The 26,706-nt window shown below is 50.7% G+C and carries 20 protein-coding genes; 12 read left to right on the top strand and 8 right to left on the bottom strand.

Annotated features, from left to right (window positions below; genetic code table 11):
* Positions 1-78: 78 nt before the first annotated feature.
* Positions 79-1,197 (top strand): efflux RND transporter periplasmic adaptor subunit, encoded by a 1,119-nt coding sequence (locus tag ACJJIP_RS02705; RefSeq protein ID WP_282952490.1) that lies wholly within the window; start codon positions 79-81, stop codon positions 1,195-1,197.
* A gap of 115 nt (positions 1,198-1,312) precedes the next feature.
* Positions 1,313-4,423, top strand: coding sequence for an efflux RND transporter permease subunit (locus ACJJIP_RS02700; protein ID WP_020414652.1), 3,111 nt, complete (start codon positions 1,313-1,315; stop codon positions 4,421-4,423).
* Between the two features lie 117 nt (positions 4,424-4,540).
* Here the strand turns inward: ACJJIP_RS02700 and ACJJIP_RS02695 are convergent, their stop codons facing one another.
* The 3 genes from ACJJIP_RS02695 to ACJJIP_RS02685 form a co-directional block, all read right to left on the bottom strand.
* Entirely contained in the window at positions 4,541-5,452 is a 912-nt protein-coding gene (locus ACJJIP_RS02695; RefSeq protein WP_020414651.1) for an MBL fold metallo-hydrolase, read from the bottom strand.
* 50 nt (positions 5,453-5,502) lie between these two features.
* Positions 5,503-6,414 (bottom strand): glycerophosphodiester phosphodiesterase family protein, encoded by a 912-nt coding sequence (locus tag ACJJIP_RS02690; protein ID WP_282952489.1) that lies wholly within the window; start codon positions 6,412-6,414, stop codon positions 5,503-5,505.
* 114 nt (positions 6,415-6,528) lie between these two features.
* Positions 6,529-7,998: a hypothetical protein gene (locus ACJJIP_RS02685; protein WP_444946176.1), complete on the bottom strand. Its 1,470-nt coding sequence runs from the start codon at positions 7,996-7,998 to the stop codon at positions 6,529-6,531.
* Between the two features lie 711 nt (positions 7,999-8,709).
* Here ACJJIP_RS02685 and ACJJIP_RS02680 point away from each other — a divergent pair.
* The 10 genes from ACJJIP_RS02680 to ACJJIP_RS02635 all read left to right on the top strand — a co-directional run bounded on the left by ACJJIP_RS02680 (position 8,710) and on the right by ACJJIP_RS02635 (position 19,302).
* A complete protein-coding gene (locus ACJJIP_RS02680; protein WP_245556716.1) occupies positions 8,710-9,369 on the top strand; it encodes a helix-turn-helix transcriptional regulator in 660 nt (219 codons plus the stop codon).
* Entirely contained in the window at positions 9,366-9,794 is a 429-nt protein-coding gene (locus ACJJIP_RS02675; RefSeq protein WP_020414647.1) for a CsgE family curli-type amyloid fiber assembly protein, read from the top strand. The genes ACJJIP_RS02680 and ACJJIP_RS02675 overlap by 4 nt, the downstream gene beginning before the upstream one ends.
* Complete coding sequence (locus ACJJIP_RS02670; protein WP_020414646.1) at positions 9,794-10,213, top strand: curli assembly protein CsgF; 420 nt, start codon at positions 9,794-9,796, stop codon at positions 10,211-10,213. Before ACJJIP_RS02675 ends, ACJJIP_RS02670 begins: the two co-directional genes overlap by 1 nt.
* A 31-nt stretch (positions 10,214-10,244) precedes the next feature.
* Positions 10,245-11,117 (top strand): CsgG/HfaB family protein, encoded by an 873-nt coding sequence (locus tag ACJJIP_RS02665; RefSeq protein ID WP_020414645.1) that lies wholly within the window; start codon positions 10,245-10,247, stop codon positions 11,115-11,117.
* Positions 11,118-11,161: 44 nt separating this feature from the next.
* Positions 11,162-11,704, top strand: coding sequence for a hypothetical protein (locus ACJJIP_RS02660; protein WP_020414644.1), 543 nt, complete (start codon positions 11,162-11,164; stop codon positions 11,702-11,704).
* A 678-nt stretch (positions 11,705-12,382) separates the two neighbouring features.
* Positions 12,383-13,264: a hypothetical protein gene (locus ACJJIP_RS02655; RefSeq protein ID WP_026305243.1), complete on the top strand. Its 882-nt coding sequence runs from the start codon at positions 12,383-12,385 to the stop codon at positions 13,262-13,264.
* Positions 13,265-13,331: 67 nt separating this feature from the next.
* Positions 13,332-14,213 (top strand): hypothetical protein, encoded by an 882-nt coding sequence (locus ACJJIP_RS02650; protein ID WP_026305242.1) that lies wholly within the window; start codon positions 13,332-13,334, stop codon positions 14,211-14,213.
* Between the two features lie 525 nt (positions 14,214-14,738).
* Entirely contained in the window at positions 14,739-15,968 is a 1,230-nt protein-coding gene (locus ACJJIP_RS02645; RefSeq protein ID WP_444946175.1) for a hypothetical protein, read from the top strand.
* Positions 15,969-16,500: 532 nt separating this feature from the next.
* Positions 16,501-17,391, top strand: coding sequence for a hypothetical protein (locus ACJJIP_RS02640; protein ID WP_282952486.1), 891 nt, complete (start codon positions 16,501-16,503; stop codon positions 17,389-17,391).
* Between the two features lie 765 nt (positions 17,392-18,156).
* Positions 18,157-19,302 (top strand): hypothetical protein, encoded by a 1,146-nt coding sequence (locus tag ACJJIP_RS02635; protein WP_020414640.1) that lies wholly within the window; start codon positions 18,157-18,159, stop codon positions 19,300-19,302.
* Positions 19,303-19,363: 61 nt separating this feature from the next.
* Here ACJJIP_RS02635 and greA read toward each other — a convergent pair whose 3' ends face one another.
* The 5 genes from greA to rimK all read right to left on the bottom strand — a co-directional run bounded on the left by greA (position 19,364) and on the right by rimK (position 26,700).
* Complete coding sequence (greA, locus tag ACJJIP_RS02630) at positions 19,364-19,840, bottom strand: transcription elongation factor GreA (RefSeq protein ID WP_026305241.1); 477 nt, start codon at positions 19,838-19,840, stop codon at positions 19,364-19,366.
* An 85-nt stretch (positions 19,841-19,925) separates the two neighbouring features.
* Positions 19,926-23,153: a carbamoyl-phosphate synthase large subunit gene (gene carB, locus ACJJIP_RS02625; RefSeq protein ID WP_020414638.1), complete on the bottom strand. Its 3,228-nt coding sequence runs from the start codon at positions 23,151-23,153 to the stop codon at positions 19,926-19,928.
* A 380-nt stretch (positions 23,154-23,533) separates the two neighbouring features.
* Positions 23,534-24,682, bottom strand: coding sequence for a glutamine-hydrolyzing carbamoyl-phosphate synthase small subunit (gene carA / locus ACJJIP_RS02620; protein WP_444946174.1), 1,149 nt, complete (start codon positions 24,680-24,682; stop codon positions 23,534-23,536).
* Between the two features lie 331 nt (positions 24,683-25,013).
* On the bottom strand, positions 25,014-25,577 hold the full coding sequence (locus tag ACJJIP_RS02615) for a YfiR family protein (protein ID WP_245556715.1): 564 nt from the start codon (positions 25,575-25,577) through the stop codon (positions 25,014-25,016).
* A 193-nt stretch (positions 25,578-25,770) separates the two neighbouring features.
* Entirely contained in the window at positions 25,771-26,700 is a 930-nt protein-coding gene (gene rimK, locus ACJJIP_RS02610; RefSeq protein ID WP_245556720.1) for a 30S ribosomal protein S6--L-glutamate ligase, read from the bottom strand.
* Positions 26,701-26,706: the final 6 nt, after the last annotated feature.

The following is a 26,706-nucleotide window of genomic DNA, read 5'->3' as shown; positions in this document are numbered from 1 at the left end:
ACATTACCGGCCGCCCGGCCATGACTCGTCCACTTCTGGACTTACCTTGTCGCCTCGCCGCCGAGGAAGGGAGCCCCTATGTACCGACCGCTACTCTTCACCGCGCTGTCGTTCAGCCTGCTGTTGTCCGCCTGCGCGCCATCGGAGCCCACCGAACAGCAAGAAAAACCCCGCCCAGCAGTAATGGTCCAACCCCAGGTGGCCAGCGCACAGATGGATGTATATCCCGGCGAGGTACGCGCCCGCTTCGAACCCGCCTTAGCCTTCCGCATCAGTGGCAAATTGCAGCGGCGCCTGGTTAATGTGGGCGACCGCGTTGAGCAGGGGCAGGCATTGGCCGAACTGGATACCGAGGACCTGCTCCTGCAGCTGGATTCTGCGCGCGCACACCTCACCTCTGCCGAAGCCGACCAGCGCTTGGCGAGCAGCGAGTTAGAGCGTCACCGTAAACTATTGGAACGCCAGCTGGTCAGCCACTCACAGTTCGATGCGGTGGAAACCCGCTTCGAAGCCAGCGATGCGCGTCTGCAACAGGCCAGGGCGCAACTGGATGTAGCGCGCAACCAGGCCACTTACGCAGAACTGAAGGCGCCTGAGAGCGGAGTGATCGCCCGCCGTATGGCTGAAGCAGGCCAGGTTGTCGCCGCTGGCCAGGGGGTTTTCGAGCTGGCCGCCGACGGTGAACGCGAGGTGCGCATCGATTTGCCGGAGCAGGCAATTGGTCATTTCCGCGTCGGCCAGCCACTGACCGTGGAACTTTGGTCGCAACCAGGTAAATCCTTTCCCGCCCTGGTGCGTGAGCTATCCCCCGCCGCAGATCCAGTATCCCGCACCTTTGAAGCACGCGTGGCTTTTACCGATAAAACCACCGGCATTGAAATAGGCCAGAGCGCCAGGGTCTTCGTTCCCAAAGCAGCAGCTACCGATGTTTTACAGGTCCCCATGTCAGCAGTGAGCGCCGATGAAGGCAAAGCCTTCGTATGGGTACTGAACCGCGAGCAGCAAATCCTGCATAAAACCGAAATCACTGTGGGGCCCTATGGCCAGGAGTTTGTACCAGTTTTCTCCGGCCTGCGCGTCGATGATTGGGTCGTTGCCGCCGGCACTCACCTTCTACTGGAAGGACAACAGGTTCGCCCAGTGGATCGCATGAACCGCCCAATCGAACCAGACCGGGCCCTCGCGCGCCAGGACTGAGTGGCGGCCGCACTCAGAAAAGAATCTGACCGGGCGCGCAGTAAAAGGCGCTGCTACGAATTTGCCGAAATACGGCTTGCTCGATAGGGCCGTACTTCAACACAGAGAAATTGCCATGGGTTTTAACCTTTCCGAATGGGCACTGAAAAATCGCCCGCTGGTACTCTACGCCATGATCGTACTGGGGCTGCTTGGCGCGGCCTCTTACACGCAACTTGGGCAAAGTGAAGACCCGCCCTTCACCTTCAAGGTAATGGTGATCAATACCCTTTGGCCCGGCGCCAGTGCCGAAGAGGTATCCCGCCAAATTACCGAGCGGGTAGAGAAAAAACTACTGGAGACTGGCGACTACCAACGCATCTCCTCTTTCTCCCGCCCCGGCCAATCCCAGGTGCTGTTTGTCGCCCGCGACGATATGCATTCGCGGGATATTCCTGATCTCTGGTACCAGGTACGCAAAAAGGTCAGTGATATCCGCCACACCCTGCCACCGGATATCCAGGGCCCATTTTTTAACGACGAATTCGGCACCACTTTCGGCAATATCTACGCACTGACCGGCAGCGGCTTCGATTACGCCCTGATGAAAGACTATGCCGAGCGCCTGCAGTTGGCACTGCAGCGGGTCAAGAATGTGGGCAAGGTGGAATTACTGGGTCTGCAGGACGAAAAAATCTGGGTGGAAATTTCCAACACCAAGCTCGCCTCCCTGGGTATTCCCCTCACCGCAGTGCAAAGCGCACTGCAATCGCAAAACCAGGTCGCTGATGCCGGCTTTGTAGATACAGTGAGCGACCGTGTGCGTATTCGCGTGAGCGGCCAGTTTCACTCGGTCGATGAAATTCGCCGCTTCCCCATCACCGCCGGTGGGCGCACCCAGAGGCTGGGTGATATTGCCGAAGTACACCGCGGTTTCAGCGATCCTGCACAACCGCGCATGCGCTTTATGGGCGAAGACGCCATCGGCTTGGCCGTATCCATGAAAGAAGGCGGTGATATCCTCAAGCTGGGCAAACAGTTGGACACTACTTTTGCCGAGCTGCAGGAAGACCTGCCGATCGGCATGCAATTGCGTAAGGTGTCCGACCAGCCTGCGGCTGTAAAACGCGGTGTGGGTGAGTTCCTGCAGGTATTGGCAGAGGCGCTGGGCATCGTCCTATTAGTGAGCTTCTTCTCCCTCGGTACCCGCCCCGGCTTGATAGTAGCGCTATCGATACCATTGGTGCTGGCCATGACTTTCGCATTAATGAATTACTTCAATATTGGCCTGCACAAGATTTCCCTGGGCGCCCTGGTACTCGCCCTTGGCCTGATGGTGGACGATGCCATTATCGCCGTGGAAATGATGGCCATCAAAATGGAACAGGGGCTCAGCCGACTAAAAGCGGCCGGCTTCGCCTGGACCAGTACCGCCTTCCCCATGCTCACCGGTACCTTAATCACCGCCGCCGGTTTCCTACCCATCGCCACGGCCGAATCCGGCACTGGGGAATACACCCGCTCGATCTTCCAGGTAGTCACGCTTTCCCTGGTTGTTTCCTGGATTGCCGCAGTAGTATTCGTGCCTTACCTGGGACATTACCTGCTGCCCAATTTAGCTCGCCATGATCACAGCGGTGAGGTTCAGGACCCCTACCAGAAGCCCTTCTATCAGCGCTTCCGCCGCCTGATCACTTGGTGCCTGCGCCACCGCAAAACTGTCATAGTGGCAACCCTGGCGATCTTTATCGGTTCCCTGGCCTTGTTCCGCCTGGTGCCACAACAGTTCTTCCCCTCTTCCGGGCGCTTGGAACTGTTAGTAGATCTCAAGCTGGCCGAAGGTGCCTCACTGAAATCCACCGAGTTCCAGGCCAAGCGGCTGGAAACCCTGCTGGATAAAAACGACCTGGTGGAAAACTATGTGGTGTATGTGGGCACCGGTTCGCCGCGTTTCTACCTGCCACTGAACCAGCAACTTCCTGCAGCCAGCTTTGCCCAGTTTGTAGTGATGACCCGCAGTGTTGAGGAGCGCGAGCAGGTTCGCAGCTGGCTGATCGAAACCATGGCGGAGGAATTCCCCACCCTGCGCAGCCGGGTATCCCGCCTGGAAAATGGACCACCGGTTGGCTATCCGGTGCAGTTTCGTATCTCCGGTGAACATATTGGTGAAGTGCGCAGCCTGGCCCGCCAGGTTGCCGAGCGTGTGCGGGAAAATTCCAAGGTTACCAACGTACATCTGGACTGGGAGGAGCCCAGTAAAACCGTCAATCTGAATATCGATCAGGACCGCGCACGCACCATGGGTGTGAACAGCGCCTCGCTTTCCCGTGCCCTGCAAAGCTCACTCACCGGTATTACCGTTAGCCAATACCGCGAAGACAACGAGCTGATTGACGTACGAGTGCGCGGCGATGAGCAAGAACGCTACGCTCTCAGCCAACTGGGCAATCTGGCGGTGCAAACCGACAGCGGCCGCAGTGTCCCCCTCAACCAGATTGCCACCCTGGAGTACGGCTTCGAGGAAGGGATTATCTGGCACCGCGATCGCCTGCCCACGGTCACAGTGCGCGCAGACATTTATGGTGAAGAACTGCCCGCTAATGTTGTAAATGAAGTATGGCCGCGCCTGCAGAATATTCGTGAGCAATTGCCACCGGGCTACCTGCTGGAAATTGGTGGCAGTGTGGAGGAATCCGAGCGCGGACAAAAATCAGTGAATGCCGGTATGCCGCTGTTTGTGTTGGTGGTATTTACCCTGCTGATGCTGCAGCTGCGCAGCATGTCCCTGTCTACGATGGTCTTCCTCACCGCGCCTTTGGGACTGATCGGGGTTACCTTGTTCCTGCTGCTGTTCGGCAAACCCTTCGGTTTTGTCGCCATGCTAGGCACCATTGCCCTGGCCGGTATGATTATGCGCAACTCCGTCATTCTGGTGGATCAGATACAGCAGGATATCAGCCAGGGCTTGAGTGCCTGGGAGGCAATTATTGAGTCCACTGTGCGGCGTTTCCGCCCAATCGTTTTAACCGCCCTGACTGCGGTATTAGCGATGATCCCACTGTCGCGCAGTGACTTCTTCGGCCCCATGGCTGTTGCCATTATGGGGGGATTGATCGTAGCTACCGCCTTGACCCTGATCTTCCTGCCAGCCCTGTATGCCGCCTGGTTCCGGGTGCGAGAGGAGAAAACAGAGACTGAGGTAGAAATTCCAACGGAGTTAAATGGTGCTGAGCCGCAGGTATCCTGATAATCGCTGACACCCTAATAAAAAGACTCAAGTAAAAACCAAAAGAAAAAAGGCCCGGATATTTACATCCAGGCCTTTTTCATTCAGCAGCTTTTAATCGCCACCATCAACATACGATTAAGACTTCTTGGATTTTGCAGCCAGAGAGTCATACACAATACCGGTCCAAATATCCGGGGTCATAAAACCCTGTCCATACTGATCATCGAAATCCTTGGTGGGCTTGGCAGCAATGACTTGATCACGACTTTGACCACTATCGACCAATTTCTGAATGCGATCCCTCAGGGTCTCCAGCATATCCCGTTGCACTTTTAACTCCGCAGGATTACTCAGAGGACCATGTCCGGGAATGATTTTTGTGTTTTTACCAGAAAGCGCCAATGCGGTGTCCATAGCTTCAATCATGCCATTCACCGAACCACCAGAAGAAAGATCGATAAATGGATAAGTGCCATTGAAATAGATATCGCCCATATGAATCACATCGGCTTTGGCGAAATGCACAATAGAATCACCATCGGTATGGGCTGGGCCGACATGCTGTACCTTAACCTCATCACCATTCCAGTGAAAAGTGGTGGCATCGGTAAAGGTGATTACCGGTAGTGCTGCTGGCGGTGAGGGCTCAACCTTACGCTTAAAAGCCTCTATAAACTGTTCGGTACTCACACGTTTGCGCACATTCTCATGGGCAACGATCAGGGCACCACTTTTACCCAGGTTTTCATTGCCGCCGGTATGATCGCCGTGCCAATGGGTATTGATCACAAAGCGCAGCGGCTGATCTGCCAAACCCGCCACCGCTTTCTGTATTTTTGCAGTGAGTGGTGCATATTGGTCATCCACCATAAAGGTGCCGTCCTCTCCGACCAGTACTGCGATATTGCCACCAGCCCCCTGGAGCATATATACATTACCTGCCACCGGCTCACTGCTAATTTCGATCTTGGCAAATCGGTCTTCGGCCAATAGCGGGGTGCTGATTAGAGACGCTAACAGCACCGCAATAGCTGCAATCTGCTTCATGAATATTTCTCTGTTTTTATTGTCATATTGCTACAGTGATATTACTCAATTCAGGACGCCTGCTCTAGCTGCTTAGGCTCGCCCTTTGCTTCCTGACCGGACACCATGGCCATTAATATATCAGGGCGGTCGGTAACAATACCATCCACGCCCAGGTCGATGTAGCGTTGTAGATCGGCCCGCCCGTTTGCTGTCCACACAGAAACATGCAGGTTGAGTTTGTGTGCCGCACGCATAGTACCCGCAGTTACCACATCCAATCCAAAGTGGAACATTGGCAACTGCATTGTCTGATAGTGAGGGGCCAGCAGGCCTTCCGCTCGAATCAATTGAGCAAAATACAATAGTGCCGCTTCCCAGGTCACTGCGCCTGTAGCAACATCCGGACTGAGACGCCTGAACGCACGAACAACTCCATGATGAAAGGAAGAAACAATCACCTGCCCATGCTTTTCCTTCGTCTGTAATACCTCGCTCAAAACCTCTGCGGCAGCGTATTTAGCGCTTTTTAACTCCAGAATCAGAGGAGTATCACCCACTTCCTCCAATGCCTCTTCAATAGTAATAATTGTCAGAGGATTCTCACGATAGGGATAGTTCTCTCCATCGGGGCTCCAATGATAAGCAATATTTAACTCGCGCAACTGGGCAAGGGTCATATCCTCAACAGAACCACTGCCATCTGAAGAGTCTTTCAACTCAGGATCATGTAATAAAACCAGATGGCCATCGGCGGTAAGCCAGAGGTCCACTTCGATACCATCGACACCCAGCTCCACCATTTTTTGTAAATACAACGAGGTATTACCGGGATACAGACCGTTGCTGCAATCATTACCATGGGAAATCACCATAGGGTTACGTGTATGTGTAAGCCGCAATGCCGATTTTTTCGCAGGTCTTGATCTGGCGTAAATCAACAGCACGATCAACAGACCAGCAAAGATCAACAACATAGACATGAATCAATACCATTTATACGCGACAAAGAAACAGTTGCCCTGGCATACCAAACACCGCTTGCAGACACAGTCAATACACAAAATCCTATAAAAGTCCTTATACCACGTAGAATTTCAACCATTGACAGCTGGCTCGGCCATTAGCTCTTCTCCAGCTCTCTCATTATTTTCCGTAGTATTCTCTCTCCCGCCACTGCCCTTATTAGCTCTCTCTTTCCAGTAGTGAAGCAATACATCCTGTAACCACAAAGGAAAAAAGATCACCAAATCATAAAAACGATTTAACAGTATGCCAGTATGCATTACTGAAGTGGCCAAAAGGCGCAGCCCACCACAAAGCAGACGTAAACTGAGCACCAGGCAGGTGCCTATTACAGTACGCGCAGAGGAGATAAATTGCTCCAATGGAATTGCAGTAAAAGCCAGAATTAAAGGAAGGATAAAACCAAGCCCCATCTGCGTCAGAGAAACAGGCCAATAAGTCCCCATTCCCGCCATCATCGGCAAAGCCTCACCTGCACTGGCAGCCAGCAGCTGGTCATACTGTAAAAGTAATTCACGCGTAAATGCCAAGCAGGCCTCTACCATAGAAAAAAGTAGCAACAGTGCCAAAGCAGCCCAGTTCAAACGACGCCGGATATTATCTGACAAGGTATTGATCGCCGGAAACATCCGTGTGATTTGCAAGCATTCCATCACCATGATTCCAAGGCTCACCTGTAAAAAGATAAGTACGTAGGCGACAATATCTGTAACAACAAAACTACCGAGAAAACTATTACCACCCAATATTTCTGCTACCGGGCGCGCGATTAACTGAAAATTAACAGAAATACCAGCCACCGCCACCATTAAAGCCATGGAAGCAATTAAAAATCGGCCCATGGAAGAGGCTGACAGAAAGCGCACACTACGATCACTTTCCTGCAATATTTCCTCATAGCGCTCCATATGTAAGTCCAGGGCTTTAGCACGCCGAATGACCGACTCTACATTTTTATTGATTCTCCCCAGTGTAATTAGCATTGCACGCCAACTGGGCATCATTCGTTTCAGTAACTGATGTCGCTCACGAGTAGATTCCCGATAAGACTCCAGAGCCTTGGATTCCGCCTTTCGCATGGAGTGATTAATCGTTTCCAGCACGTCTGCCACAACAGAATCATCCTGGGCGGGAATTTCTGATACGGAGCGAATAGCGCGAGCCCAGTTGGAGGGTTCAGGAGGCACTTCAGCACTGCGTACATAGTCTTCATCGATAGATGTCAGCTGCTCGCACAAACGACGGTGAAGTGTTGGATATTGCGCCAACTCTCTCTTCATTGCCCCTTCTATACGCTCAAATTCCCTTTCGATATGACGCTCTGCCGTCGCCCTGCCAGCTGCCAGCAAAACTTCTCGATTGCGCTCAAGGAGAGTCTGCTCTGCGGTGCCCAATGCACCAGCCGCAAGGCGCAGGGAACGATAACTAAAGCGCGCCAGAGCATATATAGCCCTATGTACCGGCCTCCTGGCAAGGAACATTGCGAAAAGGCCGAATAGGAGCCAAAGCCACAGCGGCAAACTATTGATTAATGGACTCACGATGTTAGCTCCCTAGCGACAATTCAATTGCCCATCCTATCAGCTAGCAGTCACACAATCGCCCAAAATGTCACAGTTTATATTGCTATAAGACGACATCACCCTATCAGAGATAAATCCAGACAAAATGGTACCAGGGTATCTATTTCAACAAGATAAACCGGCATCGAAATAGCATTTGCAGCATTAATGTATTGAATTACCCAATAGTGTTTATTCGCACGCCACACCTTCTCAAATTACAATGCCGACAAATTCTCGGGAAAGAGTCCTCCTCAAATATTCACTAACCAGGCAGTATTCCCAGATAAAAAATGACTCAGGAAATTCTCCAAATATTAAGCACCAATAAAGCGAAGCATTCAGAATAAAAAGAGGTAGGACTGAGAAGCTAAAGACGCAAATGACACAGCAAAAAATCACGACCAGGGAGAAGTGTTTTTGGGAAAATGACACTCAGGGATACATGAGAACAATTTTCACAGATAGTTCCACCAATAAAAAATAACTGCGACATTTTCTTAATGTGGTTTTTTTATAACTGAAAATAAGGCATCTATTTTTCCAAGCCGTCCCACCCCACGTCTACACTCCAAACTAAATTCTCACTGGGTGAGTCATTTTCCCTAAGTACAAAAAGGGAATATGCGTAAGCAGGGATGCCTTCAAAAGAGGCATCAAAAGCCAATCAGGAAACTTATGTAACAGGAGTTGATAGAGGATCTCAAACTCAAATTTGGGAAAGATCTATCTGTATCAAGGAGAGGTACGAGGTATATGCCGGTTCTTTTTTTCAGCAATTCCGGCCTTCAGGGCGATCTTTTATTTTCACTTTTTTCTCAGTCTATTCCGCTCCCATGGGAAAAGGCGAGCATAGGAAAACAGCGCCATTGCCTGCAGCACTATGAGGCAATAATTGTTGACTGTTGGCAAATAGGTATTGCCGCCACATCCAAAGAATTTCTTTCCGACCTGAAAAAGATCAGTCATCCAAAAGCTATCCTTATTAACTTTCCAGTGGACTTACCTTTACATATCTTGGAAAAACTGCGCCAAAGTGGTTTCTACCTCCTCTGTGACAGTAATACCAGCCAGGAAAATTTAATTCAGAGATTAAGTACTGCTATTCACAGCTGTGAAAGCAGGCAGCATGGCAGTACCCCAAATCCTCTTCCTCTAACACGCAGAGAACAGGAAATTCTAGGACAACTGACTACGGGTGAACCCAACAGTGTGATTGCCACCAAACTTCACTTGAGTGAACACACTGTAAAAAACCACATGTATAACATATTCCGAAAAATCGGCGTAAAGAATCGCCTGCAAGCCAGTAATTGGGCAAAACTCAATCTCCAGGAAGAGAAAATATGAGGCTAAGCCTGCTGATATTTTTTCTCTGTATGTCAATTGCCTATGCTCAGGATGACACAACCGTCCCTCCTGCAGACACCGACTCAGGCAAACTAGAGGATGAAATCAGCGGGTTTAATATTGATCGAACAATAACGCGAACCGGGCATGATTTTGCGCGTTATCTGAGTGAATACAGAAATCTGAACTATCCAGATTCAACTTACAACTTAACAGTTTACGAGCGCCCCTCCGCACGGTGGGGCAACCTGATTTGGGTAACCTATAACGACAAAATAGTTTTTCGGCGCTTTATCACCCCAAGCACCAACAATATACACCGGCTGGCCGATGAGGCAGCACAGTATATTCACCAAGCGGTACTACAAGATCGCGTAAGCAGTGCGTTCACAGATAATTTTGATTTGGGAAAGGATGAATTCTAATGCAAATCAGATATTTGATAGTTCCTGCTGCCCTGCCTGTGATTATGTTCCTGTCCAGCAGTGGCTATGCCACAGAATTAATTTACGAACCAGTAAACCCCAACTTTGGTGGCAACCCATTAAATGGCACCTACCTGCTACAAAATGCGCAAGCACAGGACAGCCATGATGACCCCGACAAGCCAGACAGTCTGTATGAGCAGCCCAGCGCTCTGGATCGTTTTACTGACTCCCTCGAAACACGGCTTTTAAACCAGTTGCTTACTGATGTGGGCGATGGCAATAGCGGTGAACTAATAACTGATGACTTTATCGTGCAGATCGTTGACAACGACGGTGTACTGACCGTGTTGATCACTGACCGGAGTACTGGAGATAAAAGCGAAATCGTTGTAAGCGGGCTCAACCCGACTAATTAGCATAGTACCCAACTCCGAAGGAAAACTGGCAATGCGTAATGCAATAAAAAAAGCCATAGTTTTGCCCGCCCTGGCGTTCATATTAACACTAAGCGGCTGCTCCGCATTTAAAAGTCTTGGTGATGCCATTTTTGGCCCAGGTCGTACTGAGGCCATGCTCACACCGCGTATGAACACCTACAGGGATTTACTTAACCTGCCAGAACCAAAGGGTAAAATTCTGGCAGCGGTATACAGTTTTCGGGACCAAACGGGACAATACAAGCCTGCCCCAAACAGCAGCTTCTCTACCGCTGTCACCCAGGGCGGTGCCGCCATGTTGATGGATGTGCTGAATGAATCAGGATGGTTTATTGCGCTTGAACGCGAGGGATTGCAAAACCTACTCACTGAAAGAAAAATTATTCGCGCTGGTCTCAGCAAGCCGGATGCCCCTGCAAACAACAGTGTCCCTCTACCTACCTTAATTGCCGCCAATGTCTTATTGGAAGGGGGAATTGTCGCCTACGACCAGAATATTCAAACTGGTGGCGCAGGAGCCCGCTACTTTGGTATCGGAGCTGATGAGCAATACCGTATTGATCAGGTCTCCGTGAATCTGCGTGCTATCGATATCCGCTCAGGCCGAATATTGCATTCGGTATTGACCTCGAAAACCGTTTACTCAAAAGCAATCAGTGCCGATGTATTTCGCTTTGTAAGATTCCGGCGCCTACTGGAAATGGAAGCCGGAGTGACATACAACGAACCCGCGCAACTTGCTATGCTTTCAGCAATGGAATCTGCGGTAATTCATCTGATCAGTGAGGGAATTATTCACAATTCATGGGCACTGGCGAACCCCGATGATATCAACAACCCCGTACTGCAATATTACCTGAATGACAGCACGGTGATTATGTGATGAATCCACTTGAGACAGGACGAGCTTAAAAGGCTGAAGCAACCATGCCAAGTATTAACAAGCACCACCTCCCCCTGAGCCTTACCGCTGCCCTCTTTCTCTTTTCAGGGGTTTGCAGCGCCACAGACCTGGATTCCAGCAATGAGCTGGCGATCTCCAGTGAACTGAGCGCCGCCAACCTTATTTCTGTTTCCAATCTCACCGTCATTAACCAGGAAGGCGGTGTAAACCATATCAACGTACGACAGTCAGGGCGAACCAACTACACATCTGCTCATCAGGATGGCAATCGAAATAATCTCTCTGTCACCCAGGCTGGCGAAGACAATGTTATTCTATCAAGACAGATAGGAGATCAAAACTTAAGTGGCCTGATCCAGGTAGGCTACGAGAACCTAATTGATATCGAGCAGTACGGCATGGGAAATTCTGCCGGGATTTCCCAATTCGGTACGCAAAACAGTGCCCATGTACAAGAAATTGGCATCTTGCATAAGGTCAATATCTACCAAAGTGGCCATGGATTACACACGTCTGTCACAGTAACAGGCACTGCGACGACCACCTATATCAGCCAATACGATTAAAACTGGTATTTGATCAATTCTCTACTGGCACTATTTTTTATTGGTTTTCTATCACCACCAAGGTCTGTCTCTCATTAAAAATTGCTTTCGGCGCATTTCACCTAAGTTAATAATGATTAATCCTGCACTGATTTCAACTCTGCTATCGATATAGTACATTCAACTCAACAAACCCTGTATATCTGGCCAGTCGCATATTTTGCCGAAATAGAAAGTTCCATAAATTTACCATCTAACGATTCGAACTATTTTCCTAGTTTTTAGAGAGTTACCTCCTATAGCCGTCTCGCAGGATTAGGGCAAAACTCTAAACATATCCGATCACTTGTTGTTTACACCTCTCGGACATTACGTCATGCAGGCATTAGGTTGTTATATAGAGATCATCTTCTCTGGGCCAAACCGGCCCTTCTTTACCAAGGTCCCGAATGTTGTACCTGGGAGTCACTTGAATTTTCAACCTGGCATTAGAGCAGTACCGCCATCTTAATGAAATTTATCTAGCGACAGGGAACGATCAGTCGCTGGTAGCAGTATTCAGTCACGGATCAATAGTGTTTTAAATTCCCCTGCGGGATAAAAACGTATTGCCGTAATTACCCTTACCTGAAAAGGTACGGAAGTAATTCAGCGTAAATTTCGCTGGTTTATATAGCGTCGGAAGAAAAGGAGTATCTCATGAAGACGTTAACCCCTATCGCAGCAGTGGTCGCCATTGCCATAAGCAGTGGCGCACTTGCAGCAAGTAACACCACAATCCAGAATCAGGGAGGCGTTGGCAATATCGCGACTTCCACTCAAGTCGGCCCAGGTGTTGACAATAACCTGGTAATTCAGACTCAAGCTGGCACTGTCAATACATCAACTGCTCTACAAACTCTTGGCAGTGACCTCAATACTATCAACCATCTCCAAACTGGCGCCCTGAACACTGCTACATCCACTCAATCTGGCGGACTCCTGAACACCGCTTCTATTACCCAGGTTGGTAGCGGTAACAGTGGTATAACCACACAAGCCGCCTCGTCATTTGCATCTACAGCACTTATTAACCAGGTCGGTGATTTTAACACTGGCGTGGTTACTCAAACTGCCAGTTCACTGGATCTTGCTTCAATTAATCAAGCTGGCGACTTTAATGTTGCGACTGTTACCCAAACACTCAGCAGCTTAAATACTGCCATTGCCAATCAAGTGGGTGATGTTAACATCGCCACACACATTCAAACAGGTGCACTCCACACATCAACATCCACACAAGTGGGCACCCTCAATGTTGCTACCGTTTTCCAGGCTGGCTTGGGCAGTGATTCTTTCACACTACAGACTGGTTTCGGCAACGTATCCCTTCATGCCCAAACTGGCTTTTTTAACGATGCATTCACCAATCAGCTAGGCACTATCAACATTTCCACCATCACCCAAGCCGGGTTTGGGCACGATGCAATTGTCAATCAGGTTGGCACCGCCAACTTGCATACCATCACTCAATTTGGACTTAACGAAACCGCTGTTGCCACTCAGGTCGGTACTGGTAACGTCGGCATAATAGTGCAGTAGGAATACCGACCAAACCTTTTGAAAATGGATGTCAAATCACTCGTACTAGGAAGTTAGAGGTTTTACCATGAAGAAGTTAGCCCCAATCGCCGCAGCAATTGCCCTCACCGCAACTGCCGGTGCTTTCGCAGCGAACAACACAGCTGTTCAAAGCCAGTTTGGAGTTGGAAACCTGGCCACTGCAACTCAGGTTGGCCCAGGGGTAGATAACAATACCATTACCCAGACCCAGGTTGGCCTGCTTAATCTATCCACTGCATTACAATCTGCGGGAAATAGTTTGAGCACCATCAATCATACCCAGGCTGGTGCCTTTAATGCGGCCACCTCCTTCCAAATTGGTTCCACACTAACTACTGCAAATATTACCCAAGTAGGTGCTGCAAACGTTGGTACAACCACACAGACGGCCCCTTCCATCGGCAGTGTGGCAAATATCAACCAAAATGGATTTGTAAACTTTGCCAGCACTTTGCAAACTATCAGCTTCTTTGATGTTGCCACCGTAACTCAAAACGGTCTGCTCAACCTGGCTCTGGTAGTACAACCACTGGGTGCCTTCAATACTGCTGCAGTTACTCAAACCGGTGTCCTGAACAGCGCATTCCATTCCCAGGTTGGTGCCTTTAACACCACTACCTCAAACCAGCTCGGCGCATTAAACAGCGCTACAGCTATCCAAACCGGTTTCTTCAATGATTCTGGCATCCTGCAAGCTGGTGCCCTGAATTTTGCTCTACATACTCAATTGGGCGCATTCAATGACGCACAGTCAAACCAAGTGGGCCTCTTGAATATTGCCACCAAAACTCAGATAGGTTTGGGCCATGATGCAGTAACAACTCAAGTGGGACTGCTCAATAGCCACTTCACCACTCAGATCGGATTTAACGAAACTGCATTCGCCACCCAGGTTGGCATTGGTAATGTCGGTGTAATTACACAGTAGTTCCTTAGAGAGAGAGAAGCTTGTGGCGGTCATTAAATGACCGCCTTTTTTTAAACCCTGATTTCACTTTGCTTTTATAACCTCGAGGTACGATTACTTTTTTCTCAACGAAATTTGCGAAGCTAAAAGCTCCTGGAAATAGTAGAGGAGGCTGAAAAACCTTAATATCTAATCCCATGGTGTCACAGATTTATTTACTGTATGGCATAAGTATCGTTAACTTATAAAAAAGCCCACTTTATTCCCAGGTTTTCAAGACTTCTGTCCTATAGCCGTAGAACCGCTCCTCATCAAAACTCTACTCAGCATCAAGATGCTGTTCATGAGGTATCGCAAGGTTGATTTCCTGAATGTCAAAAATTGAAGTTCTGTCTTCAAATATTGATTGCAAAACTGCCACCTGGAAATACCCAGAATTTTTTTACAGTGTGAAAGTACTTTGCAGTACCGGATGATGCTGTTTTATCAATTTTTCCGCATTAAAAAGCTTCTCAAGCTGATCAAGATATCTCTCTAGGAGTACCGATGAACAAGTACACACCCTTAGCGGCAAGTATTTTTCTTGCAATCGCCAGTACCGGAGCCGTCGCTGCAAACAACACTGCCGTACTTTTCCAGAATGGGGCAGGAAACTCAGCTACTGCCGATCAAAGTGATCCAACCGTTAGCAATAACTTTATTTTCCAGACCCAAGTGGGAAATAACAATACAGTTTATGCAGAGCAAACAAACGGCAATGGCTTAGGGGTGATTACACAAACCCAAACCGGGGATAATAATAACGCCGAATCTTACCAGGAAGGTAATACACTGGGCACCACGGCCACCATTACCCAGATTCTGAATAATCACAATGCGGTAACCGATCAGGATTTCAATACTGGCGGTGCCGCGGTTATTATCCAGTCTGGAGATATGCAGACAGCCCAGATTGATCAAGTTTCTAACGCACTAACTGTTGGCGTAGCAACACAGAGTGGCTTTAATAATAATGCTTTTGTATTCCAAATCATGAACCTGGCTGACGTGGCTACTGTTGTGCAAGATGGCACCACAAACCAAGCCAATGTTTTCCAGGTAATGGGTACCGGAGATGCGGCTACTGTCGCCCAATTTGGAGTAACCAATATTGCCACAGTTGCTCAAACATCGGGCACCGGTAACGTGGCCACTGCTACCCAGATTGGCACAATTAACGTTGCCAATATCACACAAACTGGTGGCTTTGCGAATACTGCCACTCTCACACAAAATGGCACCAACAGTGGCACTCTATTACAGAGTAACAGTAGCTTAAGCTCTATTAGTGCAATCCAATCTGGCACATCCAATGGTGTAGTACACAACCAGGTATTAGCAACAAACGCTACATCACTATCAACCCAGGTTGGCACCTTCAACCAGTTTAATATCACTCAACAGGGAGGTGACAACTACAGTGAGCTTTGGCAAGTTGGTGATAACCAAGTTGCTATACACAGTCAAACTGGTGACGATAACTGGGCACTAACCGAGCAATTTAGTAGCTTTAACTTTGCAACAGTCATTCAGCCTGGCAGCTCAAACGACTCCTTCATTTTGCAAGGTGTAGGAACAGGAAATGTCACAAATGTATCGCAGATTGGTAGCTTCAATAGCTCTATTGCAACTCAGGTCGGCAATGCAAATATGATCTCTGTTACCCAGCTAAGTGATGGTAATGTTTCCATAGAAAACCAAATTGGGGATGGCAATATGGCCGTTGTTGTTCAGTAGTTCAAACTTGGGAAGGCCGACCTGACAACAGGTTAGCTTTCCCAGCACTTCAATTCCGATCTCTGGAAACACTAGACACTTGAATCTTTACTACCCCTCCACGCCACAAAATTAGATTCTTTTATGTATTACGGTTTCATAGCTGCATCTTCCAAGTAATATTGAAATCCAGCATCTCTGGATATGTAGATGCACAATCAAAGGTAAATACCATACCAACAACTACCATCAACTGGTTTAAGTATAAGAAAAAAGCATCAGCTGGCACTATTAAAATCCAATACATCACCCAAGCAAACTAAACGACAATACGATAATTCGCATTTAATTAGGTGCCAAGAAAAATAGATTTAGAAATACACATCAATTGAAAAGACATATCTGCCAAAGCATTTTTTTTACGCTCACTTCAGCTAAAGTTTCCTGTAAGGAAATTTTGTAGGCCCTGGCGATGGCTTCACTTGGAAGAGGCCATCCTCGTGTAAATGGATATGAATGGACTCGAGTACACGGTAATACGCAGGAGTACACAGTGAGGAAGGTTACCGTTCTGCCCCTGGCAATTTTGTTGTCAGCCAGTGGTATCGTAAGCGCTTCAGATAACACCTCAACAATTGAACAGAGTGGCAATAACAATTCCGCCACGGCCGACCAGACGGACATAGGCGCTATCGACAACCATATTGAAGTTAATCAAAGTGGCAACCATCATAGCACTGAAGCCATACAGACCAATGAGGCTGACAGCACCATTTACCAAATTCAGGAAGGTACCCTGAATGACATGTACAGCCTGCAGATGGGTGGCATCGGAAACAATGTACTGATCTATCAATCAGGAATGGACAATCGAGCCAGTACTTACCAGATTTCGGCACAAAATAATGAGGCTATGATTCGCCAGAATGGAATGGGCAATGAGGCGGAAATCCACCAGCACCTTGGTAGTGATAATGTTTCAGTTATTGAGCAAATTGGCGATATTCATGGCGCTCTGATTGGCCAATATGCAAGCTTTAACTCCGAGGCTTATATACTGCAGGAAGGTTCCTATCACGAAGCCTTAATCAGCCAGGAAGGCAGTGGTCACTACGCCAATATTCATCAAGCGGGTATGTCCCACACTGCTGAAATTGAACAGGCTGATATGTATAACGAAGCTGATATAGTTCAAAATGGTGAAAGCAACCTGACTACGATTGTCCAGGTTTCCTGGTACAACAGCGCTTATGTTAATCAGGATGGATTTATGAACCATGCCACTATTATGCAGTCAGGTGGTGGCGGACTTGGTGGCGGACATATGGTGATAGTGAACCAGTCCGGTGGATTGAATAACGCAACGGTGATCCAGTCTGGGTTTTCTGAGTCAGCAAATATTACCCAGGTGGGCACAGGTAATACCGCCATAGTGCATCAGTAATCCAGATATTTCATGCTGAGGAGATTAATTAGCTCCTCAGCCATTCTTATTTTTTGGAGTTAATTTCCGGGCAATAATTTAATTTCCCTTACCATTTAACTCCCAGCTATTTTTTTGGGGAGCTACCCCCATATAGCCACACTTAATTTCCATTATCCCAGACCTACTAAACCGTAGAATAACTGCAAACGTCATCGAAATTGGATACAAGTAATCACAAGCAGGTCACATAGTAAAAATTTTTTATCCGAAAACTAAATCATCCTTGCCATTCACTCAGTAAACTTTAATTTTTCGATAGCTATCTGTCGCACTTTGACTCCATTACGCCTCCCCTTATCTGCGCAGATTTTAGGTAGCCATATTGAATCACCTGACAGCGTCGCCAAAATCACTATTTTTCCTCTCTCTATTTCTACAAATAAAACTTTATTCCTAGAGAATTAGAACTTCTCTCCTATAGCCGCATCTCACTGCAGCTACAAGACTGAAGAGGACGGAACGAACATTTGGACTCCTAAGCAGTATCAAGGATGCCAATTATCATGTATTTGTTTTCCCCTCACCTCGATTTTCCATCGATACGCTATTTCATGCGGCCACCTCCTATTGCTGGCCGTATTCCCGATTTACAGTTGCGCTGACTCTGCCGGGCTAGTGCTTTCGCTGTAAAAACCTCGGCACAGGATGACGTGCCATCCCTATCAGCACTTGAACGCTGACCCCAATCGTGATGCTCATTTTTATGTAGTAATGGAGACACTCATGAAATCTTTGACCCCTATCGCTGCCGCAATTACTCTCGCTATCAGCGGTACCGCTTTTGCGGCAGATAATGTTACCGAGCAACTGCAATATGGAAACGGTAACACGGTAAATTCTTTTCAGGTTGGCGCTGGAAGCCATGACAATTACGTAAAACAAGTACAATATGGTGATCACAATGCCGCTGTCGCTTCACAAGGCGAAGAGCATGACAGCGAAGCCATACAATACCAATATGGTGACGGTAACTTCTCCAACATAACCCAAATTTTTGGGCACGATAACCATGCCACTTCCAAGCAGGTAGGGGACCACAATACTTCAGTAACCCTGCAGGTTAACGAGCACCATAGTAAGTCTTACCATTACCAGGAAGGTAACGGTAATGACGCTAAAACGCTTCAAACTTTTGGTGGGTACAATGTTGCCAAAATTAAGCAGAGTGGCGACTATGGCAAGGCATCCATAACCCAGCTGGGTAGCTACAATGGCGAGGTAATTATCAAACAAAAAGGCGACCATGCTGACACCGATGTTATACAAACCGGCGAAGGGAACTACGTCCATATCTATCAGGGTCATGGTGGTATGAACGATGCCGACGTACACCAGAGCGGTAATCACAACGATGCTCATGTTAAGCAAAAAGGCTGGATGAACGACGCACATATCAACCAGCCGGGTGATTATAACTACGCAAGCATCAAGCAGCGTGGCTATAAAAATGATGCCGAAATTGATCAACATGGCGATCATAATGATGCCAAAACTCGTCAAAAAGGCTGGAGGAATGACGCGGACGTCGATCAATACGCTGATAAAAGCTATGCAAATATAGAGCAGTACGGATATAAAAATGATGCCGATATTCGCCAAGCTTATGGGGAGCATAACGATGCCTCCATTGATCAGAAAGGCTTCTACAACGAGGCGGATATCTCCCAGGCCGGTTACTATAACTACGCCAATGCCAAGCAGATTGGATATGGCAACGACGTCTATCTAGGCCAGATCGGTAGTAAGCATAAGGCGTTAGCAGTCCAGGTCGGCGGATACAATGAAAGCTTGGTCGGCCAGCTTGGCCACTGTGAAACTGCACTGGTTCTTCAGGTAGGCCATGCAAACAAGAGCGTTGTTTTACAATAGGAAACTATCAGAAAGAAAAAGGGCGGCCTATGGCCGCCCTTTTTTGTGGTGAGGGACCTTATTACAGGTGCTCTACCGTATCAATCTCATACTCCACTGCGCCAGAGGGAGTATGCACCACAACCACGTCTCCCACTTCCTTGCCAATCAGGGCACGGGCAATCGGTGAATTTACTGAGATTTTGTGTTTCTTCACATCAGCCTCATCGTCACCAACAATCTTGTAGGTTACTTCCTGATCATTATCCAGGTGAATAATCGTTACTGTAGTACCGAAAATTACCTTGTCGCTGGGCTCAATCGACTTTACATCGATCACTTGTGCATGGGAGAGCTTGGCTTCAATTTCCTGGATACGCCCTTCAACAAAGCCCTGCTTCTCCCTCGCCGCGTGGTACTCGGCATTTTCCTTCAAATCACCGTGTTCTCGCGCCTCGGCAATAGCCTGTACAACAGCGGGGCGTTCGACTTTTTTCAGATTATCCAATTCTGAACGCAGCGCATCTGCGCCTTCAACGGTCATTGGTACCCGGTTCAATGTGGGACCTCCATTATAGTTACTACGAAACCGGGCCCTGTGTTACCACAAGGCCCGGTCGGAACTTACGAATTGTTGTGAATGCTTAGGACAGCTTTACCACACGCTGGTGCAAATCCTGCAGGCGGCGAACCTGCAACGGCTGCTCCTGGCGCATGGCCATCGCCATGGCCTGAGCGGCCGCCAGGGTGGTGGTGTAACACACCTGATGGTTCTCGGCACTGCGACGGATATCCGCAGAGTCGCGAATCGCCTGGCGACCTTCGGTGGTGTTTACCACCAGTGCAATCTCGTCGTTTTTAATCATATCGACGATATGCGGGCGACCTTCACTCATCTTGTTGACGGTTGTAACGGGAATATCGTTTTCTTGCAAGACCTTGGCGGTGCCACGGCTGGCAATCACCTCGAAGCCCAGCTCCACCAGATCGCGGGCAACGCCCACTGCATCGGCCTTGTCGAAGTCACGCACAGAGATAAATACGCGGCCGGACTCCGGCAGGCGATCGCCAGCGGCAACCAGGCCCTTGTCGAAGGCTTCCGCGAAGGTGGCGCCTACGCCCATCACTTCGCCGGTAGACTTCATCTCTGGGCCAAGAATCGGGTCCACTTTGGGGAACTTATTGAAGGGGAATACAGACTCTTTGACGGAGTAGTAGTCCGGAACGATCTCTTCAGTAAAGCCCTGCTCTTTCAGGCTGATACCCGCCTGACAGCGCGCGGCCACTTTCGCCAGTGAAGTGCCGATGCACTTGGAAACGAAAGGCACAGTTCGGGAAGCGCGCGGGTTCACCTCGATCACGTAGATCTCGCCGTCCTGGTAGGCCAGCTGGGTGTTCATCAGGCCAACTACGCCCAGTTCGCGAGCCATGGCTTTCACTTCCTCGCGCATACGGTCCTGCACATCCGACGGCAGGCTGTAAGGTGGCAGGGAGCAGGCGGAATCACCGGAGTGAACGCCACACTGTTCGATGTGCTGCATGATGGCGCCGATTACAACATCCTGGCCATCGGATACCGCATCGATATCCACCTCAATGGCGGCGTTGAGGAAGTGGTCCAGCAGTACCGGCGCTTCGTCGGAAACCTGTACCGCTTCTTTCATGTAAGTGAGCAGCTCGTCTTCTTTGTAGACGATCTCCATGGCGCGGCCGCCCAGTACGTAAGACGGGCGCACAACCAGCGGGTAGCCCACGTCTTTCGCGGCCTGGATGGCTTCGGAGACAGAGCGCACGATAGCGTTCTTTGGCTGTTTGAGGCCGAGACGCATAATCATCTGCTGGAAACGCTCGCGGTCTTCGGCGCGATCGATCTGCTCTGGAGTGGTACCAATAATCGGCACACCTTCGTTGGCCAGGTAGCGCGCCAGGTTCAGCGGAGTCTGACCGCCGAACTGTACGATTACGCCTTCCGGCTTTTCTTTGGCAACGATTTCCAGCACGTCTTCCAGGGTTACCGGCTCGAAGTAGAGGCGGTCGGAAGTGTCGTAGTCAGTGGAAACGGTCTCCGGGTTACAGTTGACCATGATGGTCTCGTAACCGTCTTCGCGCATCGCCAGAGCGGCGTGTACACAGCAGTAGTCGAACTCGATACCCTGACCAATACGGTTGGGGCCACCGCCGAGTACCATAATTTTCTTCTTGTCGGACGGCTCTGCTTCACACTCCTCATCGTAGGTGGAGTACATATAAGCAGTGGAAGTACTGAACTCAGCTGCACAGGTGTCCACACGCTTATAAGACGGGAATACGCCCAACTTGTGGCGGAATTCGCGCACACTCTTTTGGCTCACCCCCAGTAAGTCGGCGAGGCGGCGATCGGAGAAACCCTTACGCTTGAGGAAACGCATATGCTCAGCAGTCAACGCTGAGGTAGGCAGTGACTTGAGCGGCTCTTCAATTTTGATCAGCTCTTCGATCTGCACCAGGAACCAGGGATCGATACCGGACAGATCGTAAACTTCGCCGACGCTCATGCCCATGCGGAAGGCATCGCCCACATACCAGATACGCTCGGCACCGGGTACGGAAAGTTCGCTGCGCAGACGGCTCTCAGCGCCGTCTTTGCCCGGGTCAATCTTGCTTTCCAGACCGAAGCTGCCCACTTCCAGGCCGCGCAGGGCTTTCTGCATGGACTCCTGGAAAGTGCGACCGATCGCCATTACTTCACCCACAGACTTCATCTGGGTGGTCAGGCGCGCATCGGCCTCACCAAATTTCTCAAAAGTGAAACGCGGAATCTTGGTGACAACGTAGTCGATGGACGGCTCGAAGGACGCCGGGGTAGCACCGCCGGTGATATCGTTTTGCAGTTCATCCAGGGTGTAACCCACTGCCAGCTTGGCCGCGACCTTGGCGATCGGGAAGCCGGTGGCCTTGGAGGCCAGTGCGGAGGAGCGGGAAACGCGGGGGTTCATCTCGATCACCACCACGCGGCCAGTCTTCGGGCAGACGCCGAACTGTACGTTGGAGCCGCCGGTCTCAACACCGATCTCGCGCAGTACCGCGATGGAGGCGTTGCGCATCAGCTGGTATTCCTTGTCGGTCAGCGTCTGCGCCGGGGCAACAGTGATGGAATCACCGGTATGTACACCCATCGGATCGAAGTTCTCGATGGAACATACGATGATGCAATTGTCGTTCTTATCGCGAACCACTTCCATCTCGTACTCTTTCCAGCCGAGCAGGGATTCGTCGATCAGCAGTTCATTGGTGGGGGAGAGGTCGAGACCGCGCTTACAGATCTCTTCAAACTCCGGCCAGTTGTAGGCCACACCGCCACCGGAGCCCCCCATGGTGAAGGACGGACGGATAATCACCGGGAAGCCGAACTCTTCCGGTACCTTCTTCGCCTCTTCCATGGAGTGGACGATCTTGGCGCGCGGAGTTTCCAGGCCGATCGCCTTCATCGCCTTGTCGAACAGGTCGCGGTCTTCCGCTTTCTCGATAGCGTCTTTGTCCGCACCAATCAGCTCGACATTGAATTCCTTCAGGACACCGTGCTTGTCCAGGTCCAGTGCGCAGTTCAATGCTGTCTGGCCGCCCATAGTGGGCAGGATGGCGTCGGGGCGTTCCTGCTCGATAATCTTGGCTACGGTGCGCCATTCCACCGGCTCGATGTAGGTGGCATCGGCCATGGCCGGGTCGGTCATGATGGTGGCCGGGTTGGAGTTCACCAGGATCACCCGGTAACCCTCTTCGCGCAGCGCCTTACAGGCCTGGGCACCGGAGTAGTCAAATTCGCACGCCTGGCCGATCACGATGGGGCCTGCGCCGATAATCAGAATGCTTTGGATATCTGTGCGTTTTGGCATCTTTCTTCCGTTCTACTACCGGCTAAGGCCGGCTGCGCTAAATTTCATTCGTGTCTTGTAAGGAGACTCTAAACAACTCCGTGATGCCTCTGGCTTGCAGAGCGGTTCACAATCAAGGCGCGGCTTCGCAGGAATGTCTAGACCTTTCAAGAAGTCGCAACGCGGAGTGTGAATCGCTATGCAAGCCCCGAAGGGCGGGCCTTGAAGGCCACAGCTGCTGCGTTGCAGCTCTTGCAAAGGGCTACGGCCATTCGCGGCGAGCTGCGCCTAACATCTGCAGCCTTCAAGGACCCGCAGAGGTATTACTGCGTTATTCAGAGTCTCCTTATAACCGCCGCAAAAGCGGCGGTTGTTTGCCCTACCCTGGGCGGGCTGCACCCTTAGGCGCGCTCTTTCATCAAATCGATAAAGTGGTCGAACAACGGTGCCACATCGTGAGGGCCCGGGCTCGCTTCCGGGTGGCCCTGGAAGCTGAAGGCCGGCTTGTCCTTCAGGTGAATACCCTGCAAGGTGCCATCGAACAGGGACTTGTGGGTAACTTCCACATTGTCCGGCAGGCTGTCGGCGTCCACTTCGAAACCGTGGTTCTGTGCAGTGATCATCACCTTGGTGCTGTTCAGGTCCTGTACCGGATGGTTGCCGCCATGGTGACCGAACTTCATCTTGGCCGTTTTACCGCCCACCGCCAGGCCCAGCAGCTGGTGGCCCAGGCAGATACCGTAAGTGGGAATGCCCGCGTCGAGGATTTCGCGGATAGCGGTAATCGCGTATTCACAGGGCTCGGGGTCACCGGGGCCATTGGACAGGAATACACCGCTGGGATTCATCGCTAGCACTTCAGAGGCCGGGGTCTCCGCCGGTACTACGGTGATATCGCAGCCGCGATCCACCAGCATGCGCAGGATATTGCGCTTCACACCAAAGTCGTAAGCCACCACTTTGAAGGGCTGTTCCGGCGCGGCCTTGTGGCCTTCGCCCAGCTCCCAGGTGCCTTCATTGAAGGGGTAGGCTTCCTTGGTGCTCACTACCTTGGCCAGGTCCATCCCTTTCAGACCTGCAAATTCCTCGGCCTTGGCCAGGGCTTCTTCGCGGTCGATATTATCACCGGCAACGATGCAACCGCTCTGTGCACCCTTGTCGCGCAGCAGGCGGGTCAGGCGACGGGTGTCGATATCGGCGATACCAACGATATTGCGCTCGCGCAGGTAGTCTTCCAGGGACTGCTCGTTGCGGAAGCTGCTGGCCAGCAGCGGCAGGTCGCGGATTACCAGGCCGGCAGCCCAGATATCAGCGCACTCTTCGTCTTCCTGGTTGGTGCCAGTGTTGCCGATGTGTGGGTAGGTCAGAGTCACAATCTGGCGGGCGTAGGAAGGATCGGTGAGGATCTCCTGATAACCGGTCATGGATGTGTTGAACACGACCTCGCCAACAGAACTGCCGTGGGCACCGATTGCGCGTCCTTCGAAGACACTACCATCAGCGAGCATCAGCAGCGCGGGAGTTGTACTCTGCATAAAGTTGTGGGGCATGAAGGCCTCCGACGTAGGGACAGCTTTAGTCAAGTTGAACTCCAATCTTCAGAACTGCTTCCGGGCGGGGTTTGTGGGCTTTGGAGCACGCGGCTCCTGACTGGCACGCGCATAAAAAAGCGAGATGAAACATCGCAGCTTCATCTCGCTTTAAAAATCTTTTCACGCGCGGCTCTCACAAATTGGCCGATGCTTGCCACCGGCTTTTTAGTGGGCTCGCGCTGCGCGATCAAGCTTCGCGGCACCGGCCCAAATTCGGGCGCAGATTCTACGCGAATTTACCTCTGGACGCTAGTGCAAAAATACGCCAAGCCTGGCGGGGCGCTCTTCTTTACTCTGGTTTCTGCCCCAGGCGGAACAAGCTGTTTCCCATTTTCAGCTCAGCCTTTTCCAGCATGGTCTTGTTCATGCGCAGGGCTACTTCACCACCGCTATCGGCAAACTCAATCATACCGCCAGTTGCAGCAAAGCGCTGGGCATCACTGATAGTGAGAACCGGGAAGTACTCTACAGCCACCAGGGCCTTGAGTAAGCTGGCACGCTCCATGGCACCGAGTACTACGATCTGGCACTTGCGCGCCTGCAGCATCTCTTTCAGGTCAATCTTTTCCAGCTCCACCCGACGACCGTCGATACGCTGGTTCTTAAAACGCTCCGCCAGGGGTTCACCTAAAGAATCGCCTCCCATCAAGCATACCCTGAAAGGCGCGCGCTGATTGGCAAAAGCGTTGACCGGCCACTGCAGGTTGTAAGCGAAGTGCAGAATGTAATCCACCATCACCCTTCTCCCCAAAGGGGTATCGGAAAGGTTCACTGCCGCCTGCACTACTGGCGCAGCAAGTAAGATTAGAAGTAGAGAAAGACAGGAGAGGGTGCGACAGCTGGGAATTTTCACGATCGTTAAAGCCCTGGGGTTGCGCCGTCCGGGGCCATACAATTATCGCCCCAAAACGGTTTTAATCGGCGGAGGCCCACGGTTTGGGACCTACACCGGGGCTCTGGTTGCGCGCCTGCAAAAAGCCCGGCCACCCCTGAAGGTTAGTCTACCGGGCCTGCCAGTGTCGGCGCCATTCCCGCTCCAGCGACAACTACACCACCTGCGGACTGCCTCCACTGCCATCGCCTGTTACCGCCGGGCGCCATTTGAGCGCCTTCTCAATAGACATAATCATGGCGCCAGCCACATCCTTACGCGTGGCACTCTCAATCCCTTCAAGACCAGGAGAGGAGTTCACTTCCAGCAACAACGGCCCCTTACTCGAGCGAATAATATCCACCCCGGCCACCTTGAGCCCCAATACTTTGGCAGCCTTAATCGCCAGGCGCTTCTCCTCCTGGGTGACTTTCACTACCGAAGCAGTCCCACCCTGATGAATATTGGCACGAAACTCCCCAGGTGCCGCCTCCCGCTGAATTGAAGCCACCACGCGACCATCAATGACAAATAAGCGCAGATCCTTACCTTGCGCTTCGCGGATAAACTCCTGCACCAATAAATTCGCCTTCAGGGACTTGAACGCGTTGATCACCGACTCCCCCGCTTTGCGGGTTTCTGCCAGCACCACGCCGCGCCCCTGGGTACCCTCCAGCAGCTTCACAACCAAAGGTGCGCCACCCACCATTTCAATCAGCTCATTGGTATCCACCGGGGAGTTGGCAAAACCGGAGGTAGGAATACTCAGACCGCTCTGCTGTAACAGCTGAAGGGAAAATAGCTTATCCCTAGACTGGCTGATCGCTGCAGAGCCATTCAGGGCAAACACATCCAGGCTTTCAAAATGACGCGTCAGGGCGCAACCATAGAACGTCTGGCTTGGGCGGATACGCGGAATCACGGCATCCAGGTTATTGAGAATTCGCCCGTCCCGATAGTGCACCTCCGGCTCACTCGGGTCGAGCTTCATGTAGCACTGGCGGATATCGAGAAAGCTCATGCGATGCCCCCGCTCGGCACCGGCTTCCATAATGCGTCGGTTACTGTAGAGATCCGGATTGGATGCCAGTACACCGATACGCAGGCCAGT

Source organism: Microbulbifer variabilis (assembly GCF_052467165.1).
This window is presented reverse-complemented; position numbering and strand designations above follow the sequence as displayed.